General features: G+C 30.4%; 17 protein-coding genes. 7 read left to right on the forward strand and 10 right to left on the reverse strand.

The window, feature by feature from the left end:
- Window positions 1–65: 65 nt before the first annotated feature.
- The gene (locus J3477_RS15590; protein WP_206870890.1) at window positions 66–1,502 is read right to left on the reverse strand and encodes a glycoside hydrolase family 1 protein; all 1,437 of its coding nucleotides are present in this window, start codon (window positions 1,500–1,502) and stop codon (window positions 66–68) included.
- Between the two features lie 280 nt (window positions 1,503–1,782).
- Here J3477_RS15590 and J3477_RS15595 point away from each other — a divergent pair, with 280 nt between their 5' ends.
- The 3 genes from J3477_RS15595 to J3477_RS15605 all read left to right on the forward strand — a co-directional run bounded on the left by J3477_RS15595 (window position 1,783) and on the right by J3477_RS15605 (window position 4,975).
- Window positions 1,783–2,493, forward strand: coding sequence for an HAD family hydrolase (locus J3477_RS15595; RefSeq protein ID WP_206870891.1), 711 nt, complete (start codon window positions 1,783–1,785; stop codon window positions 2,491–2,493).
- 275 nt (window positions 2,494–2,768) lie between these two features.
- Complete coding sequence (locus J3477_RS15600; RefSeq protein ID WP_206870892.1) at window positions 2,769–3,641, forward strand: magnesium transporter CorA family protein; 873 nt, start codon at window positions 2,769–2,771, stop codon at window positions 3,639–3,641.
- A 32-nt stretch (window positions 3,642–3,673) separates the two neighbouring features.
- Window positions 3,674–4,975 (forward strand): transglutaminase domain-containing protein, encoded by a 1,302-nt coding sequence (locus tag J3477_RS15605; RefSeq protein WP_206870893.1) that lies wholly within the window; start codon window positions 3,674–3,676, stop codon window positions 4,973–4,975.
- Window positions 4,976–5,075: 100 nt separating this feature from the next.
- Here the strand turns inward: J3477_RS15605 and J3477_RS15610 are convergent, their stop codons facing one another.
- From J3477_RS15610 to J3477_RS15625, 4 genes are all read right to left on the reverse strand, one after another.
- The gene (locus J3477_RS15610; protein WP_206870894.1) at window positions 5,076–5,648 is read right to left on the reverse strand and encodes a class I SAM-dependent methyltransferase; all 573 of its coding nucleotides are present in this window, start codon (window positions 5,646–5,648) and stop codon (window positions 5,076–5,078) included.
- Between the two features lie 96 nt (window positions 5,649–5,744).
- Window positions 5,745–6,794, reverse strand: a complete 1,050-nt coding sequence (locus J3477_RS15615) for a DNA polymerase IV (RefSeq protein ID WP_206870895.1) — start codon at window positions 6,792–6,794, stop codon at window positions 5,745–5,747.
- A 413-nt stretch (window positions 6,795–7,207) separates the two neighbouring features.
- A complete protein-coding gene (locus J3477_RS15620; protein ID WP_206870896.1) occupies window positions 7,208–10,171 on the reverse strand; it encodes an EAL domain-containing protein in 2,964 nt (987 codons plus the stop codon).
- 414 nt (window positions 10,172–10,585) lie between these two features.
- Window positions 10,586–12,670 (reverse strand): thioredoxin domain-containing protein, encoded by a 2,085-nt coding sequence (locus J3477_RS15625; protein ID WP_206870897.1) that lies wholly within the window; start codon window positions 12,668–12,670, stop codon window positions 10,586–10,588.
- A 216-nt stretch (window positions 12,671–12,886) separates the two neighbouring features.
- Here J3477_RS15625 and J3477_RS15630 point away from each other — a divergent pair, with 216 nt between their 5' ends.
- Together J3477_RS15630 and J3477_RS15635 are read left to right on the forward strand one after the other, a co-directional pair.
- The gene (locus J3477_RS15630; protein ID WP_206870898.1) at window positions 12,887–13,261 is read left to right on the forward strand and encodes a BlaI/MecI/CopY family transcriptional regulator; all 375 of its coding nucleotides are present in this window, start codon (window positions 12,887–12,889) and stop codon (window positions 13,259–13,261) included.
- Window positions 13,262–13,274: 13 nt separating this feature from the next.
- The gene (locus J3477_RS15635; protein WP_206870899.1) at window positions 13,275–14,807 is read left to right on the forward strand and encodes a M56 family metallopeptidase; all 1,533 of its coding nucleotides are present in this window, start codon (window positions 13,275–13,277) and stop codon (window positions 14,805–14,807) included.
- A gap of 119 nt (window positions 14,808–14,926) precedes the next feature.
- Here J3477_RS15635 and spoVAE read toward each other — a convergent pair whose 3' ends face one another.
- Genes spoVAE through spoVAC form a run of 3 tightly spaced genes read right to left on the reverse strand, consistent with a single transcriptional unit; the run spans window position 14,927 to window position 16,775 of the window.
- Window positions 14,927–15,280 (reverse strand): stage V sporulation protein AE, encoded by a 354-nt coding sequence (gene spoVAE / locus J3477_RS15640; protein WP_206870900.1) that lies wholly within the window; start codon window positions 15,278–15,280, stop codon window positions 14,927–14,929.
- 19 nt (window positions 15,281–15,299) lie between these two features.
- Window positions 15,300–16,301 (reverse strand): stage V sporulation protein AD, encoded by a 1,002-nt coding sequence (spoVAD, locus tag J3477_RS15645; protein ID WP_206870901.1) that lies wholly within the window; start codon window positions 16,299–16,301, stop codon window positions 15,300–15,302.
- The gene (gene spoVAC, locus J3477_RS15650) at window positions 16,302–16,775 is read right to left on the reverse strand and encodes a stage V sporulation protein AC (RefSeq protein ID WP_206870902.1); all 474 of its coding nucleotides are present in this window, start codon (window positions 16,773–16,775) and stop codon (window positions 16,302–16,304) included. It lies immediately after the preceding gene.
- 256 nt (window positions 16,776–17,031) lie between these two features.
- On the opposite strand from spoVAC, the gene J3477_RS15655 reads away from it, so the two are divergent.
- Both J3477_RS15655 and J3477_RS15660 read left to right on the forward strand, forming a co-directional pair.
- Window positions 17,032–17,388 carry a PadR family transcriptional regulator gene (locus J3477_RS15655; RefSeq protein WP_206870903.1) on the forward strand — a complete coding sequence of 119 codons (357 nt, stop codon included), beginning with the start codon at window positions 17,032–17,034 and terminating at the stop codon, window positions 17,386–17,388.
- Complete coding sequence (locus J3477_RS15660; protein ID WP_206870904.1) at window positions 17,355–17,972, forward strand: permease prefix domain 1-containing protein; 618 nt, start codon at window positions 17,355–17,357, stop codon at window positions 17,970–17,972. The genes J3477_RS15655 and J3477_RS15660 overlap by 34 nt, the downstream gene beginning before the upstream one ends.
- 191 nt (window positions 17,973–18,163) lie before the next feature.
- On the opposite strand, the gene J3477_RS15665 is transcribed toward J3477_RS15660, so the two are convergent.
- Both J3477_RS15665 and J3477_RS15670 read right to left on the reverse strand, forming a co-directional pair.
- The gene (locus J3477_RS15665; protein WP_206870905.1) at window positions 18,164–19,342 is read right to left on the reverse strand and encodes a trans-sulfuration enzyme family protein; all 1,179 of its coding nucleotides are present in this window, start codon (window positions 19,340–19,342) and stop codon (window positions 18,164–18,166) included.
- A 66-nt stretch (window positions 19,343–19,408) separates the two neighbouring features.
- The gene (locus J3477_RS15670) at window positions 19,409–20,248 is read right to left on the reverse strand and encodes an epoxyqueuosine reductase (RefSeq protein ID WP_206870906.1); all 840 of its coding nucleotides are present in this window, start codon (window positions 20,246–20,248) and stop codon (window positions 19,409–19,411) included.
- Window positions 20,249–20,263 lie beyond the last annotated feature (15 nt).

Raw genomic sequence — 20,263 nt, forward strand, 5'->3', positions numbered from 1 at the left:
TCTAATCTTTCACAAATTCATATGAAAGAATTTAAAAACCTTTCTCTAATTGTGAAGTGATACTTTTATACATTCTCACCATTGGCTTCTATTATTCCTTTATACCAATAGTAACTCTTCTTCTTGATTCTTCTTAAATCTTTGTCTCCAGTTTCATCCTTATTTACATAGACAAAACCATAACGTTTTTGATACCCATTAAGCCAGCTTAAAAGATCTGTAAAAGACCAAGTGCAGTAACCTATAAGATCTACCCCATCAGTTATTGCTTCTTTGCAAGCTTTAACATGTGCCTCTAAATAAGCTATTCTATAATCATCATTAATAACATCATTTTCTTCTAACTTGTCAAATTCCCCAAGTCCATTTTCTGTTATCAATATAGGCAATCCATATCTATTAGTTATTCTTCTAAGTCCTATTCTTAAGCCCTGTGGATCTATTTCCCAATCCCAGTTAGTAGCTTCTAAATGCTCATTTCTCTTAGTTTTGAATACTCCTGGGATACCACTATCTTGAGTAGTTCCTTTTTTACCTGAAGTATTCATCTTAGCTTCTCCAACACCATCAAGTGGATTCATTTCCACAGTAGCTGTTCTATAGTAATTAACACCCATAAAATCAGGAGTACCACTCTTAAGAAGTTCTATATCTCCTTCTTCTATTTTTGGTGCTAAGCCTTTGCTTGCTAAATATTTATATGCAGCCTTTGGATATTCTCCCTTAACATATACATCCATCCACCAATGACTAGTTAGCTCTTCATGGTTTTCAAAAGCTAATATATCTTCTGGTTTACTGCTTGCTGGATATGTTGGTGAATAAGCAAAACTTGGTCCAATCTTTCCATCTGGAACTATTTTTCTAAAAGATTGTATTGCTTTAGCGTTTGCTAAAAATGCAATATGATTTGCTGCATAAAGTCTCTTTTGATCCTTTACTCCAGGTGGATGTAAAGCTGTACCATATCCTAGACCTATAAATACATTTTGTTCATTTAAAGTAACCCAATGTTTTACTCTATCTCCATAAGCCTTGAATAAAGTAACGCAATATTCATTAAAATCATCTATTATTTCTCTTGATTCCCATGCACCATATGCATCCATTAATGCTTGAGGAACATCCCAATGGTATATAGTTACAAGAGGCACTATATCATTTTCAATCAATTCATTTATAAGATCATCATAGAATTTTAAGCCTGCTTCATTAACTTCGCCTTTTCCATTTGGATAAATTCTGCTCCAAGCTATAGAAAATCTGTAGGCTTTTAATCCCATTTCTTTCATCAGGGCAACATCTTCTTTATATCTGTGATAATGATCTACTGCAACATCACCATTTGTTCCCATATATGTAGTTCCAGGTAGTTTAGTATATATATCCCACACAGAAGGTCCTTTGCCATCTTTATCCCATGCACCTTCTACTTGATATGCTGCTGAAGCTGATCCCCAAAGAAAATTATCTGGAAATTTACTTAATTTTTCGTATATCACAATCACCACTCCTTTTACCTCATTTTATAATTAAAAAATTTATCAGTAAACATTTGCACAGACAATAGTAACATGTTAACTAGTATAGACATTTTGTTTTTTCTAAAAACAAGCTGTTACAAAAGATTGTATTAATAAAATTATTTTATTATAATATTTATTATGCTTTCTTTTAGTTTATACAAGCATATATTGCTATTTATAAGCTTTATTAAAGCGTTTGATTTTTTACGCCTTAATTTCAACACATAAATAAATAAAGGTTAGATGGGAGAATTTTATGAATACTATATTATTTGACTTAGATGGAACTTTACTACCTATGGATACAGATGAATTTACCAAAATATACTTTACTGAAATGGCTATATACCTTTCAGATCTTATTGATGGAAAAACTCTAGCTAAAAATATATGGGCCTCTACTGAAGCTATGGTAAGGAATTTAGATTTCAAAACTAATGAAGAAGTATTTATGGAAGACTTTGCAGCTAGAATAGATACAGACATAAATACATATAAAGAAAGATTTTATAGTTTTTATGATACAGGTTTTTTAAATGTAAAAAAAGCTGTATATGAGAATAATTATATACAAAAAAGCGTGGCATTACTAAAGGAAAAAGGCTATGAACTGGTTATCGCAACAAACCCACTTTTTCCTCTTAAGGCAATACTTCATAGAATAAGATGGGCAGGCTTAAATGCCAGTGACTTTATCTATATATCTTCATATGAGAAAAATCATTACTGTAAACCACAAGTTAAATTTTATGAAGAAATATTAAATGATTTAGGAAAAAAGGCTAGTGACTGCATGATGGTAGGTAATGACGTAGAAGAAGATATGGTTGCTGGTAAGTTAGGAATTAAGACTTATCTAATAACTGATAACTTACTACAAAGGTCTGAAGACGAAGCTAATGCAGACCATAAAGGTACTTACGAAGACTTTTATAAATTTTCTGCAAGTCTTCCAAACTTAATTTAACTTATATATTGAAATCCTCACATGATTAATAGAGCATATTATCCTGTGAGGATTTTTAATTATTTAATAAAAAAACTTTTTTGTTTTATATCCTTAACTCCCATAATAATCATAGTTGTTACTAAATTATATTTATCATATAATTATCTATAGAGATACCACATAAAAAAGTCTCTGAAGCGATTTTCTTCAGTGAGTTTTTTTACGCATCTGACTTTCCGAATGTACCTGAGGAAAATCTGATAGTGGACACATTCTCTTTTGGGAGGCTTACAATGGCTCATATTTTTTATATAGATGGACATGCCGTAGATAATACAACAATAGATAATCTAAAAGATATTGATGAAAATATACTTTTATATATATCACAAGATAAAAGTGAGGCCTTTTTTAGGAGTCCTCATAAAAATAATACAAACACAATAAGTAGAGATATAATTCATAAAGATAAAAATACCATATTCTTAAGTATTCCATATTTGAATACACATAGTAAATACATATTAGAAGCTGTGTTATATAAAAACACTTTGATTTTAAATGTAAAAGACAAGTCTTGTATTGAATTTTTAAAAGAAAAATTGGTTACTGACATAAATATAAATTCTAAGTCGCTATTACTTCATTTATTTGAATATCTATCATTTGTTTATAGCGATAAGTTAATGAAATTAAATGAAGCTATAGAGGAACTTTTTGAAAATGCAATTTCAGATAAAACAATAGAAATGGAGCAAATTCTTAAGAAAAAAAAGATTGTATCACTTATTAAGCGATACACCACTTATTATAAATCTATGGTCAATTATTTAGAGGACGAGCTTTCTGAAGAACTAATGTTTAATAAAGTATTTTTTTCTTTCGATCATACCCTTCAAATAGTAGAAGACGTTGAAAGTTCTATATATTCTTGCATTGATATATACAACTCTATTTCTGCTAACAAAATGAATAAAACCATGGAGCTTTTAACCTTTATAACAGTATTTACTCTTCCATTGACCATAATTACCGGAGTCTTTGGGATGAATTTCGAGAATATGCCTTTGCTTTCAAATAAGTTTGGTCTTTTACTTGCCTCCTTATTAGCAGTTGTTATAGCTATCCTTGAATTTTTATATTTTAAAAAAAAGAAATATCTATAACTAAATATAGGTATTAAAGAGGTGAACTGTAGATGAATATAAAAAAATTATCTTTAATATTTTGCACTTTATTAACATTAAATGCTCTATTATATGGTTGTACAAAAAATCAAGTTGTAGCAACAAGTACTAATACAAGCAACGAACCTAACATCATAAAGTACGATCCACCTGAGGATAATTCTTCAAAAACAAGTACAACTACAAATAATTCTGCAACTTCTAATAAAAATGGCAATTCAAATGTAAATAATTCAACTAATACTGCTCAACCGCCAGTTGATAAAAATACTTCTGCATCAGCTGTAAAATCAGTAACTTCAAGCAAGTCGTCTAATATTAATGCTAATAATGCTTCAAAAGTTAATGTTTCAACAGAATCAGCTCTATATGATGCTATAAAAAAAGGTATTGAAACTGGAACTGATATATCGGTTGATTTATCTAAGCTTTCAATAAACGGAAGTATTGTTGACTTTGCTTTAAAGGTTGCTAGTGAAACAGGTTATGCAGGTTATCTTGAAAATGTTCAGTATAATACTAATGGAAATAATATAGTTTTACACTTCAACTATAAAGCAGGAAAAGATGGTTTTACTTCGCAAATAAACTCTGTTAATTCAAAGGTTCAATCCATAGTTTCTTCAGTTATAAAACAAGGAATGAATGATTATGAAAAAGAATTAGCTCTTCATAATTATGTAGTAAATAACACTGTTTATGACTATAAAAATCTTGAACTTAATTCTCTTCCTGACGATTCTTTTACAGCCTATGGAGTATTCCTTAAAAAGGTTGCAGTATGCGAAGGTTACTCTGAGGCTATGTATAGACTTTTAAGTGCAGCAGGAGTAAGTAATAAAATCATTACTGGAACTGCCAATGGTGTGCCCCATGCGTGGAATCTTGTTAGTATAAACGGAGCTTACTATCACCTGGATGCAACCTTTGATGATCCAATATCCCAATCTGGAAATCTCTTAAGCTATAACTACTTTAACGTAACAGATACTCAGATATCTAGAGATCACAGTTGGACTAAAAACAATTACCCTGCTTGCAATAATACAGCCGCAAACTACTTTAAAGTTAATAACCTACTCGCTAATAATCAAAATGACTTTTATAATATAATTTATAACGGACTATCAAAAAAACAAACTACAATAATGTGTAAGACAAGTAGCTATGATACTAATACTTTCTCACCAAATGCATTAGTAGATGTAATATCTAAACACCCTGAATTAAATTATATAAACAATTCTAAAGGCTTTTCTTACAGTTACGATCAAAATGCCTTTGTAATGGAGTTTTTCGTAAGCTATAAATAATGAATGATTTGTTGTAGTAAATAGATAAACCTCTATATTATGAAATTAAATTCATAATATGAAAAGAGACTGAAATCTTTATGACTTCAGTCTCTCTGTTTTATAGCTTTGTTGCCAGTATTCCATAACTCGTTCCATCGAAATTAAAAACTTCTTGAACTTTAAACCCAGTCATAGCTAATAACTCTTTTATTACTTCTATTGATATTAGATCTTTAGCTGTAATTTGGTGTTCTTCACATTGAATTGAATGATTTAAAAGAGCAAGTTTCCCCTCTCTCTTTAGCATCCTATTAATCTCATCTAAGAAAGCTTGCTTATCTTCTACTTCGTGAATTACATTACAGGCTAATGCGAAAGTAATCGAAGAAGATTCAAGTTTAAGATCGTTATGATCAGTTTTTATTGTTATTATATTATTCAACTCACTTAACATAGCTCTTTTGTCAACTTCATCTAACATCTTTTCTGAGTTATCTAAAGCATAAATTTTATTTCTATTTATTATTTTTCCTAGAGGTATAGTGAAATTCCCTCTTCCACAACCTATATCCGCAATAACATCTTCTTCACTTACACCGAATTTCATCAAAATCTCAAAAGGCGAAGCTTCAAGCTTTGTCAAATCATTTTGATGTGTAACACCGCTTTCTATATTTAATTTATGTTCCATATATAAAATCCCCTTCCCAAGAAGTTTATAATTTCTGATGCAAATATCCTATAACGATTATCTCCATCTTTTCATATTTATAGACTAAATATAATTTTATTTACTCCAAAAAGACATTTGCTCGATTGTATCCTCTTTCAAGGATGATATTGATAATCCTATTAACCTTATTTTCTCTTCTAATTGTAGATTTTCTAATATATCTATAGCTTCGTTATACAAATCATTTTCTTCCCTTATATAGCTGTTTAGAGTTCTGCTTTTGGTATGGTTAACGAATGATGCTGTTTTTATCTTAAGTGTTATAGTCTTTCCACTAACATTCTTATTTTTAAGTATAGAACTTATATCTAAAGAAAACTCTTTTATATATTCTTTAAGTTCCTCTATCTCATCTGTGTCAACTCTAAGTGTAGTCTCTTTTCCTATAGACTTTCTCTCTCTAGACGTTATTACCTTTCTATTGTCTATACCTCTTATTCTATCATAGATATCATGTCCAAACTTACCGAAGTATTCTATAAATATATTCTCAGGGAGTTTATATAATTCCTCCACAGTAAAAATCCCTATATTATTTAGCTTTTTAACAGACTTTGATCCGAGACCATATATCTTGTTTATAGATAGCGGAAACAAGATTTTTGGTACCATTTCTTTATTTATGATTTTAAGACCATTAGGCTTATTCCAATCAGATGCAAGTTTAGCCAAAAACTTATTGTAGGATATACCAACAGATAAAGTAAGTCCAATGTCATTTTTAACTTTATTTTTTATATAATTTGCTATATCTATAGGATTTTTATTTATATAGCTTATATCTAAATAAGCTTCATCTATGCTTAATGGTTCCACGTAAGGAGTAATATCACGAAATATATCAAATATCTTATTAGAGATTTCTTTGTATCTCCAAAATCTTGGTTTAACAAACACTGCATTAGGACACAATTCCTTTGCTATAAATATAGGCATAGCGCTTCTGACACCAAACCGTCTTGCTTCATAAGAGCATGTAGCCACTACTCCTCTATTTGACGTTCCTCCCACAATAACTGGCTTACCTTTTAAACTAGGATTATCTAACACTTCTACTGAAGCAAAAAAAGCATCCATATCTACGTGAATTATTACAGTATCCACTTAAACACTCCCTTTTTTTATTCTTTAGGTAATTATATCTGTAGATAATATGTGTAACGACTTAAAACATAATATAAGTTAAAGAATAAAAAACAATAATATATCGCCTGCCAGAATTTCTTCACTTCGTTCAGAAAAGGCAGATGCGCAAAAAATTCACTAAAGAAGTTCGCTTTATCGAATTTTTCATTTCATAACATAACTATTATACCAAAAAGAACACATGTTTCCACATAATTTTAATTTTTTTTAGTCTATTAAAGTAATGTGCTGAAATTAAATAGTTTACCATTTAATTTGAACAATATTATTTAACATAGCCTTTTTTAAATAGATATAAGTTCCTATATTAATCTATATTTTGTACATTTACATATACAAAACAGACCAAATATAGGAACTTTTTAGCTTTACTAAGAATTATATTTCTTTAAAAGTTCTAGTGCTTGCTCTTCAGGTACTGGCTTGGATATATAATAACCTTGTACAATATCACATTTATTATTCATCAGGTAATTATATTGTTCTTCTGTCTCTACGCCTTCAGCCACTACAGTTAATCCCATTTGATGAGCAAGTTGTATTATTACACCAACTATACTTTCATTTGTTTTACTTGCATCTTCTGAACATAATTCATCTATAAACACCTTGTCTATCTTTAAAGTATCAAAAGGCATATCTTTTAAATAAGTTAAGGAGGAGTATCCCTTTCCAAAATCATCTAAAGATATCTTTATTGATTTTTCTTTAAGCTTATTTAACTTAGTTATATTTTTATCTATAGATTCCATTAGTATAGTTTCTGTAATTTCTAAATTAATAAATTGAGAATCAACCATCGACTTAGCAATAATACCTTCTACCATGTTTAAGAAATCATCTTGCAGAAGCTGAACTACTGATACGTTTAATGATATATTTATATCCTTGTAGCCTAGATTATGAATTTTTGTTATAAACTCACAGGACTTCTCTAATACCCATTTACCAATTTGTATGATTATACCCGTTTTTTCAGCTAATGTTATAAATCTATAAGGTGAGACAAACCCTAAAGTTTCACTGTTCCACCTTATTAAAGCTTCAAAGCCTTCTATTCGTGAATCTTTTAATGATATTTTAGGTTGAAAATGAAGTACAAATTCATCCTTATTTAGTGCCAATCTCAATTGGTTTTCCATTATAAGCATTTCAAGTATATTATCATTCATCCATCTTTCAAAGAAAGTGAAAGTTCTTTTACCTGCTTCCTTTGACTTATACATTGCAGTGTCAGCATTTTTTAATAGCTCTTCAAAATCATGTCCATCTTTTGGATATATTGCTGCACCAAAACTTGCTGACGTTATTACATTAACACCATTTACTGATATATTATTACCTAACTTTTTTTCTAGTTCTCCTATATACGAAGTTATAAATTCTTTATCTATTGCGTCAGGTAATAGAATCAAAAACTCATCTCCTCCGTGTCTTGAAACCACACCTTTATCTCCGGTTACATACTTAATTCTTTTAGACACCTCTATTAACAAATCATCTCCTATAGTATGACCAAAAGAATCATTAATATTTTTAAAGTTATCTAAATCCATAAATATTACAGCTATGTTTCTCTCACTATCTTCTTTTATAATTTCAGCGAATACTCTTGATATTTCAGTTCTATTAGGCAATCCAGTAAGAGAATCGAAAAATGCCAATCTCTTAATCTGATCCTCTTGAATCTTTTTTTCATGAATATCAGAGTGTGATCCTACAATTTTAAATGGTTTACCATACTTATCCTTCATTGATTTTCCAATAGCATGAATCCATTTGTATTGACCATCTTTTTTTCTTATTCTGAAATCAAATGAAAAAGTATCTCTTATTCCTTCACCAACTTCATCAACAAGTCTCCTTGCTTTATCCTGCTCATCAGTATGTATTATTGTATACCATACATCCATATCTTTGAGTTCTTCTCTCGATAGATCAAAAATCTCATACCATCTATCTGAAAAATATCTTTCTCCAGTTGTTAGATTAATCTCCCATAGGCCATCATTTGCTGTTTCAAATACTAACTTATACATTTCCTCATTTTTTTGAATAGTATCTCTATTTTCTTCTAATTTTATATATTGATATCTAAGTTCCTCATCTGAGGTTGCTAACTCTTCATAGAGTTCAGACAATTCATAGTTATTTTTTTTCAGCTCATTTTCAGCCTTTTTTCTTCTTAGTATATTTATTATTAATATTGTTATTAAGGTTATTAGTATAAGTATAATTGATACGACTCCCCATACTAAGTGCTTATATGTTTTATAAAATGAAAAATCTTCATTTATAACAATGCTACCTTCTGGCAACTGTTCCTTTGAAATGTTGAACTTCTTCATTATATTATTGTCATATATATTAACAACAGCCTTTTTATCCTCAACTAACTTATTATTTGGCACAATTCCATTCATAAGATTTATAGCAAGTTCTGCTGCGCTTTCGCCATGTTCTTCTCCACTTAGCAATTTACCACCAATAATCCCATGATTTAAATCCATTTTATAAATACCGAATATAGGTACTGATAGCTTTTCACTTAAAAAGTTTGTAAGTTCTTCATTTTGTACAGTTTTCCCATCTCCATCCCTTGCATAAGTAGTAACAAGCACAATGCTGTCTTTATCAATAACAGGAATGTTATTACTTAAATTGTTTATTGATAAATCACTAATTTCCTGCATAATAATCTTATTATCTAATTCTTTTAAAACTTCTTTTACTTCGCCAAAAGATGCTATACCACTTTCAGTGTTATCATGGACCACATACAACTTTTTTGTATGTGGATATATATATAATGCGGATTTTACAGTATCTTCAATCTCATCCGCTTCAAATACCCCAAACACATTATCATAGCCATCAGTTAACTTTTTAGCGGTTTCATCATATACACCAGAAAAAACAATAGGTATATTGCCAAATATTTCTTTTCTGTTTTTAAGAGAAAATTCTAACGCAGCATCATCAGTTGTCATCACTAAATCTATTTTCTTGTTTTCATACTTATATTTAATCAATTGTCTAAACTTGTCCAAATTCTCTTGATACGGGTTATTCTTCCAATCTATATATTCAACATAGACCTTTGATTTGGGTTCATCTTCCTTAATTTTTTTTAATATTCCATCAGTTTCATCTACTGTCCATGTGTAAGTGCTGTCATAAGAATTTATAAGTAAAATGTTTTTTTCCTGTTGTTCTGCGTTTGTTACCGGTGGATTTATAAAAGGAATCAAAAACCCTACAAGCATAAAACTTATAAAACTTATTATAAATATATTGAAAATTTTCTTTCTATTAAAGTTTTTGTTACAATACACTCCTATTCCACCTTCTTTCTTTGCAGACAATTTAACTTATTTTTTGACATTAATTTCATGTTATTTATAAACATTATAATCTATATGAAAAATAATGTCTAATAACATTAATTATTTTTTAATTACTTTAATTTATTCATTAAACTAACCTCTATAATTGTATCTTTTTGGCATTACCTTTTTATAATTATGCATAAAAAGACTCTAAATAATTCATCTAATAACATTATCGTACGAAAAATTTTTTTCTATTCTGTTAAAATATTCATATATTGTTAATGAAGAAAATATTAAAGCTTTTAAGGCCTTATTTAGAATGATTCGCTATTCTAAAAAAGACCTAAAATATTGCCATAGTATTTTAATTATACCTTCCAGATATCTAACTTGAATTCACATAAGAACTTCTTATACTCATTTACCAATAATTTTTAGAGCTTCATTTAGGCTTGTCACTGGCTCATTACAAGTAAAATTCCTACATATATATATAGTTGTCTTGTCATCTAACTTATCTTGATATTTTGTATAGTCTGCTAATTCATGAATCATAGGATTAGGTTCATTAGTATTTTTTGCAACTAATACTGAGGTCGGTGAATATACTGATCTAATATTGTTTATATAATTTTTAAACTCCTCTGAGTTAATATCACCTACTACAACTATTTCTTCACTGTTGCTAATGGATAAAAGTATTCCAGACACCATTTGGGTATAAGCTATTGGGCTTTCTTTTATAATATTAGCAAATGCTTTTTGAAGTTTCTCACCATATTCTTCATATTTCGTTTCACCTGTTATCCTGCTAAGCTTAATGAGATTGGTGAAGGAAATAGAATTTCCAGAAGGTATGGCTCCATCATATATTTCCTTAATTCTAGTAAGCACCTCCTCTTCATTTGATGATGTGAAATAAAACCCACCTTCATCATCCCAAAAATTCTTTATTTGTTCATCCATTAAGCCAATCGCTTCCTTAAGATACCTATCATTAAATGTAGCTTCATAAAGCTCTATGAGCCCAAATATCATAAAACTATAATCATCAATATTACCTGATATGTTCCATTGCCCTTTACAATATCTATGAAATAAACCTCCATTTTCCTCCATACTACTTACAAAGAAATCAGCGCACTTTGAAGCTGTTTTAGCTAAATCCTCTCTGTTGAATATCGCTGCTGCTCTGCTTAAGGCCGCTATAATAAGGCCATTCCAGTCCGTCAATATTTTATCATCCATATGTGGATGTACTCTTTGCTCTCTCTTCTTAAATAAAGTATCTCTTATTTTATCTAAAGCATTATTTAAATTATCATCATATCTATCATAACTAATTTCACTTAATTTCCATTTAAGATGAAGTATGTTATAACCAGTAAATCTTCTTGTAGCCTCATCCTTAAAATTACCGCTTTCTTTTAAATTATATACTCTACTCAAAAGTTCAAGTTCTTGATCATCTAATATATCCTTTAGTTCTTTTATAGACCATACATAAAATTTGCCTTCTTCGCCTTCACTATCTGCATCTTCTGCAGAATAAAAAGCTCCTTCTTTTGATAATAACACTCTATTACAATATTCTAATATGCTCTCTGCAATTTCCTTAAAGTAAGTGTTATTTGTAATGTTATAGCAATCTGTATAGGCTAAAGTAATCATAGCTTGATCATAAAGCATTTTTTCAAAATGAGGAAGCAGCCACTTTTCATCAGTGGAATATCTATGAAATCCATAGCCTATATGATCATAAATTCCACCCATACTCATACTATCTAGAGTTTTAACAACCATATCTAAGGCTTTTTGTTCCTTATTCATATGATAATAATTCATTAAGAATAATAGATTGTGAGGTGTTGGAAACTTAGGATAGTTACCAAATCCTCCGTTATTACTATCATAGCTATTACTAAGTTTCTCAAAGCAAAGATCAATAACTTCTTTACCTAATAATTCCCCAGGAGAATTTTTTGTTGCTTCTTTTATTCTCTCAGATATATGTTCTGCTGAATCAAAAAGCTTATCTTTCTCTTGATTCCAGAGTTCCTTAGTTTTGTTAGTAAGCTCAATCATTCCTATTCTTCCGTACTTGCTACTCTTTGGTATATATGTACCTGCAAAGAATGGTTTTTTATCTGGAGTCATTATTATAGTTAAAGGCCAACCGCCACTTCCTGTAAGCATCTGACATACAGTCATATAGATGTTATCTATATCAGGCCTTTCTTCTCTATCTACCTTTATTGATATAAAAGTATCATTCATAAGCTTTGCTACTTCTTCATCCTCAAAGCTTTCATGAGCCATAACATGACACCAATGACAAGTTGAGTATCCTATACTCAAAAATATAGGTTTATCCTCTGACCTTGCCTTTTCAAAGGCTTCTTTGCTCCATGGATACCAGTTTACTGGATTATAGACATGTTGCAACAAATAAGGGCTTTTTTCATCTATTAGCCTATTTGGTATTTCAACTTTAGTTTTCATATAATCATTCCTTCATAAAAAATTTTCATTCATCTATTACATTGTTTTCATTACTTCATACATTATTTTGTATACATAACTATTAATAATACATTTATTTACGTATTAAATTATTTAAATTGTATTAATAAAATATATTTATTGAAAATATTGACATATCAGAACTACGGTTGTAGTATTAGATTAATAACTACAACTGTAGTAGGAGGTTTTAATATGAAAAATTCACCAAAAATCACAGAATCAGAATGGCTTATAATGAAAGTTTTATGGAAAAAACATCCACTTACTTCTACTGAAGTAATTGATAGCTTAAAAGAGGACTCAACTTGGAGTACAACAACCATCCATACCTTCATAAGTAGACTTGTAAAAAAAGGTGCTGTTGGCGTTATAAAAGAATCAAAAGTATATAAATACTATCCTATTATTCTTGAGGAACAGTTCAGGGAAGAGGAGACAAAGACTCTCATTAACAAAATTTATGACGGCTCTCAAAAGCTCTTTCTCAAATATTTTATAAACGACATAGATCTTACTAATGAAGATATTGAAGACCTCAAAAAGATGCTCGAAGAAAAGCAAAATTAAGGAGGTAGTCAGATTGCAGCTTATTGATTTAATATTTAAGGCGGTGCTTTTTTCTTCCATACTAGGAAGTTTTGTTGCTTTAATGATATTACTTATAAAAAAATTATTCAAAAACAAACTAAGTGCTTCCTGGCACTACTATATATGGTTTTTACTTATACTAAGACTTGGTATACCCTACAGCTTTGAAAGTTCCTTAAGTATCTTTAATGTTTTTCCACAGCCAATTAATACTGTGCAAACAACATTAAATACACGAAATAATCTAGAAAATATAGGTATACTAAAACATAGTATGAATTCTGTTCCTCAGAATTTTACTTCTACTGAGCCAACAATAAGTAAATTATCCGCTAGTACAAGCAACTTTGATATGTTTAAGTTAGCAGGTATAACCTGGTTTACTATTACAATTTTGCTTCTACTATTTATAATATTCATCTACATCAGTAACAATAATAAAATAAAAAATCAGCAGTTTTGCAACGACGAAGCTTTACTTAGTCTATTTGACTCCTGTAAGAAAATCACTAATATAAAAAAACATATACCTATTTCATACTCAACTGATATTCAAGGCACATCTCTATATGGACTATTTAAACCTAGGATAATAATTTCTAAAGATTTGTTTAATAAATTATTGGACGAAGAAAAAAAATATATCCTCCTTCATGAACTAGTTCATCTGAAGCAAAAAGACATATTTATAAATTGGATCACTATTATATTAAGTCTTCTAAATTGGTTCAATCCCTTAATCTTATACTCTTTTCATAAAATGAAACAAGACTGCGAATTTTCTTGTGATGAGAAGGTTATGACTTATCTTGGACCTGATTACTATAAAAACTATGGCAATACAATAATTACTGCGGCAGCTTTATTTTCAAATCCATCTAATGTGATTAATTCTACTGCTTTCACATCAAGTAAAATAAATTTGAAAAGGAGAATTGCTATGATTCGGTCATATAAGGGTAGATCATTAAAACTATCTATTATGGGAATCACACTGATAATCTTGTTAGGATTTATATTTTTAGTAAATCCTAAGGTTATAAATAAACAACCTGACACTGATACTAAAACTACAGCTAATGCTACAAAAACTGTTGAAATGTTTAAAGCACTTTCCTTGCCTGATATCCTAAATATAAACCTTTTCCCCATTAGAATTTATCAGAGAACACAAGGCCAGCGTTATGACCTTAAACTAAGTGATTCATACCAACTTGAAATAGCTAAAACTATTATAAGTTATTTAAATGATTGTAAGACATCAAAAGAATCTATTCCTATAATAAACCAACATAATGCCAACTTAACTATCACCCTCAATGACTTTACAAAGATTCTTATTACTCCTGTAGTAGAATATGGTAAGCCTATATTCTCATTTCCCGGCTCAGAATTTACACCTACAACATTTCATCCAGATTTAATTTATGTAACTGTTATCAAGCCTAATTCAAATGAACAACCAGTAAATGTAATTTTAACAGTGTCTTCTAAATTACCTGGTTTAATTGGAGGTGGCTATTAAAATAAATTTAGCTTAATAACGATGTCTCACTTCATAAGACCTGAATATTAGTAAATGTGATAACTGTTGTAAGTCTGCGGTTATCACATTTGCATTTAATAAAACTAATTAAACTTTCCCTATCCCTTTGGTCTAAATATAATGGCTGCCATAAATCCAAAAATTATTGCGGCAGATATTCCAGAACTTGTAATCTCAAAAATACCTGTGAGCACCCCAATTATTCCAGTAGTTTCAGCCTCCATTAAGGCTCCTTTTACAAGTGAGTTTCCAAAACTACTTATAGGTGTAGAAGCCCCAGATCCTGCAAATTTAACTATAGGATCATACCAACCTAATCCACCTAATATAGCTCCTGCAACAACCAAAGTACTCATAGTATGAGCAGGTGTTAACTTAAATACATCCATCATAATTTGACCGATAACACAAATAAGTCCTCCAATTACAAAAGCCCAAAAAAAAGTTATCATATCCTTTAAAATCTCCCTTCTACATCTCAATAGATACTGCATGAGCAATGCATGGAATACTCTCTTTTTGTTGATAAGATAAAGGAGATAGTAATGCTCCTGTAGCTATAACCAGTATTCTCTTTAACTCACCTTTTTTCATACGTTTAATTAAATGACCGTAGGTAACTGTAGCCGTACAACCACACCCACTTGCTCCAGCCATAACTGGTTGATCATCTTTATAAATCATAAGTCCGCAGTCTGTGAATCTATCACTTGGCATTTCCATGCCATGCTTTTTTAATAAATCTGCTGTAATTTGATGGCCCACCTTTCCTAAATCACCCGTAGCTATTAAATCATAGTATGAGGGGTCTATATTCAAATTTTTAAAATGTTTCTCAATAGTATCTACAGCCGCAGGTGCCATGGCAGCTCCCATGTTATATGGATCAGAGATTCCCATATCTACTATCTTCCCTATAGTAGCGGAAGTTACTCTTGGTCCATCACCTTGTGCAGCTACAAGTGCAGTCCCGGCTCCTGTTACAGTCCACTGAGCAGTAGGAGGTTTTTGTGCACCATATTCTGTTGGATATCTAAACTGTTTCTCAACCGCTACATTATGACTTGATGCTCCAGTTAACACAAACTCAGCAGCCTTGCTATCAACTAGCAGAGACGCTAAAGCTAGCCCTTCCATAGAACTTGAGCACGCTCCAAACACACCTAAAAAAGGTATCTCAAGTGACCTTGCAGTAAAACTGCTAGATATAATTTGATTCATTAAATCTCCACTTATAAAAAATTGTATATCTTCTTTTTCCATGTTTACCTTATTCATTGTAGTAATGCAGGATTGCTCTAATAACTTTTTTTCTGCTTTCTCTACACTTTCTTCTCCTGCCCATATATCGTCATGAATAAAATCAAAATCCTCTGCTAGTGCTCCTTTTCCTTCAAATGGACCTCCTATAGCAGAAGATGAGATTATTACTGGTTTTGATTCAAAAATCCAAGTTTGTCTTCCCTTAAGCATTTACATGCCCCCAATCCACTTGATAGTCAATTTAATTATTGAAACAACAAACGCAGAAAATACTCCAAAAGCAATTACTGAACCTGATAATTTAAACATGTTTCCTCCTACTCCAAGAACATAACCCTCACTCTTATGTTCTATAGAAGCAGACGCAATAGTATTTGCAAATCCAGTTACTGGAACTGCAGTACCTGCTCCAGCCCATTGCGCAATATGGTCATATACGCCAAATCCCGTAAGTAAAACAGAAATTATTATAAGTACAGCTGAAGTAGGTCCCCCTGCAGTTTCTGTCGTGAATCCAAAATACTTGATAAACATTACTTGCAAAAACTGACCTATTGTACATATAATACCTCCAACTAAAAAAGCCTTAAAACAATTTTTTATAACTGGACGCTTTGGCTCTCTACCCTTGGCAAACTCCTGATATTCCTTCTGAACATCAGTTAACTTTTTCTTTTTGCCCATATAACTAACACCTTCTAATCTATAAAATATAATTTTCCTTTTATAAATTAATCTTTCAAATTTTAAGACTAATTATTCAGTATACTTAAAACTTATTTAATAGTTACTTTTTATTTAATCATAATAACTCTTTAATTAATAAATAAAAAATGTAATTAGCAATTTAATTTAACTTTTGTAAATTATTGAATTATACCTTGTATGACGATGTATTACATTGTATAATGGTAAAAAATAACTTAAATAGGAGCTAATTATGGATAAAGAACTTATGAGAGGAAGTATTGATATACTTTTGTTATCACTTATAGAAAAAGAAGACTTATATGGTTATGAAATTGCAAAAAGGTTAAAAGAGAAAAGCAATGAACTTTATAGCATGGGAGAAGGTACACTATATCCTGCATTGCAAAGATTAGAAAAAAAGGATCTTATTCATTCCTATTGGTCAGATTCAGAAACCGGCGGAAGACGAAAATATTATAGTATCACTGAAAATGGAAGAAAAAAATTATCACAAAAACTTAGTGAATGGGATTTATTAAATAAGTTGATTGATACTTGTAGGGAGGGATTTTCATGGAAGAGTTTGACAGATATATCAATTCTATAGTTTCAGGACTTAAAATAAGAAAAAAAAGAAAACTAGAATTAATAGCTGAATTTAAAGATCATTTAGAGTTATTAAAACTTCAGTATATGTCTGAAGGATATTCAGAAGCTGAAGCTATAAGAAAGTCTATCGATAGTTTTGGCCAAGTAAAGCAGCTAAGATTAAACATAATAAACTCTCTTTCAAATTATAGAAACAAAATGACTCTATTGTTTGGACTGTTGTTAATTATATCATTCATCTTAATTGGCAACAAAGCTCCTATACCTGGAATAGAATTGGGTTCAAGTTCTAACTTATTAACTTCATCAGTTTTTTTTATGATGTTTTTTATACCACTGGGGTATTGGGTGCCAGTAATATTCTCGAAATCAAAGAAAAAACTTGAGCTTTTACTACTTGCATTACCTTTGACCATAAATATTATTATACTATTTAGTTTTTTTATGATGTCCTCAATAAGAATAAATTACATTATGACAATTTCTATAAGCAGTTTTATAGGAGCTTTAATTGGATATATACTTCTAATATCAGTTAATAAACTTAATATGATAAATATAAAACTTCCAACTCGTAACTAGATTTTTACTTTAGAGCTTTTAATCCCCGTGTTAAACATAGCCTTTATTTAATGCCATATATAAAACACGAAAAGAACTTGAATTTATATAATTAATAAATTCAAGTGCTTTTCATGGTATTTTATAGTTTCTATATCATAAGCATTCTAACTTTAAAAATTATCAAGCTATTAATTTAACTGTAAAGCTCTCTATATCTTTTCCAAAGCCTTATCAAACTCTGCAATAATATCATCTATATCTTCAAGTCCAACAGAAACTCTTATAAGTCCTTTAGATATATTAGCTTTTCTCAGTTCTTCATCTGTCAATGCTCTGTGAGAGGTTTTCACTGGATATGAAACAGAAGTTGTTACTCCTGCAAGACTTGGAACAAACTTTATACTTTCAAGGTTTCTTATTAGCTCATATGCTCCTCTTTCTTCATCTATAACATCAATACTTAACATTCCTCCAAAATCTTCACCATTAAACAAAACTTTGGCAATTTCATAGTATGCGGAACTTTTAAGGCCTGGATAGTAAACCTTCTTTATCTTTTCATGTTTTTCTAAGTACTCAGCTAACTTTAATGCATTCTCAGAGTGCTTTTTTAGTCTAAGTTCCAAAGTTCTTAAACTTCTTATTAAAAGCCAAGCATCAAAAGGACTCATCATAGGACCATATAGAGCGCCTGTATTTCTTATCTTGTTTACATTTCCTTTATCTGCAACTACAATTCCTCCAGTAACATCACTATGTCCACATATATACTTTGTAGCACTATATACAACAATATCTGCCCCAAGCTTTAATGGCTGGCATATTACTCCTGTAGCAAAAGTATTGTCTACAATAAGTTTTGCGCTATGCCTATGAGACAAATCCGCTATAGCTTTTATATCAATAACTTCCATCAATGGATTTGATATAGTTTCCACATATACCACCTTAGTATTTTGCTTAAAATATTGTTCAATACTTTCATTAACCACATCTACAAATGTTACCTCAACATTAAACTTTGCAAGTTCCTGCTTTAAGAATGTATAGCTTCCCCCATATAAAACGCTAGCTGCTATTATATGATCCCCAGCTTTTACATTAGCAACTATTGACATTGCTATTGCTCCCATTCCAGATGAAAATACTTGCGCATCTTCTGCTTCATCTATTCCTGCTATTATTTCTTCTAAAGCATCATGTCCTGGATTACCATTTCTTGAGTAAACATATCCCTCTTCTTCATTGTCATAAACTTTATCAAGGGTTTCTACATCATCGAACACAAATACTGAAGTCATTGATATTGGAATAGTTTTGGATCTTGAAACTGATTTAGGACTTTTTTCTCCTAGGTGAGTAAGTCTTGTACTAAAATTTCCTTTCATTTATAAATCCCCCAATCTTAAATGTTTATATTTTTCTGCTATTTTAAGAATTAAAGTAATCAAACTTTATTCAGATTTAACTTCCTTTGAACCGTGACTTCTAGCGTGAATCCACCCTGCATATTCTTCGATTCCTTCACCAGTTTTTAGTGCTTGCTTTTCATTCAAATACTTCTTAGCATTGTTCCCATATATTTTCCTGTCCTCACCTATAGGACATACTTTTATGCATACACCGCAAGGATATGCATAGGCATCCTTAAGCTTTGAATGATATTCCGCACATTTTTTCTTGTCCATATTTGCTATAAGATCTTCTGTAGTAGTATATACACTAGCTGGGCAACATCTTCTACACATTTCACATTTAATACAAAGCTCCTTATTTAAAACTTCATCAGGCTCTATTACAGCATCAGTTAAAACAGAAACCAATCTAAGTCTAGGTCCAAATTCTTTAGTTAATAAAGTATGGTTATAACCTATAGTTCCAAGACCTGCGTACTTTCCTGCCAATACATGCGAAAAAGCTGCTGCTGGTTTCTTCACCAGTATGGATATATCACCATACCCGTCCCTTGGAAAATAAAAAGCTCTGTGTCCTAATGTATTTAAATAATTTGCAAGTTTATATGCTGTTTCATCTAACAATCTATTAGTTGTATTATATAATTCCGAGTAAACTATAGAAGGCGTAGTTTCAAGCATAGGCAAAAATATTTGTATTCCCAAAACAATAACTGACTTAGTTTCAGGCCATATATTTTGTGGAAAATACTCTGGCGATGTTTCTTTAAATTCAGCCCATCTATCTACTGAAGCAAAGCCTATAATATTTGCCCCCATTTCCTTAGCTTTATTTATGATATTTTGTTTAAATTCATTGCTTCCATTTATATCAGACATAAACACTCCCCATTC

The sequence above is a fragment of the Clostridium zeae genome (genome assembly GCF_017312485.1).
Lineage (GTDB): Bacteria > Bacillota > Clostridia > Clostridiales > Clostridiaceae > Clostridium_AR > Clostridium_AR zeae.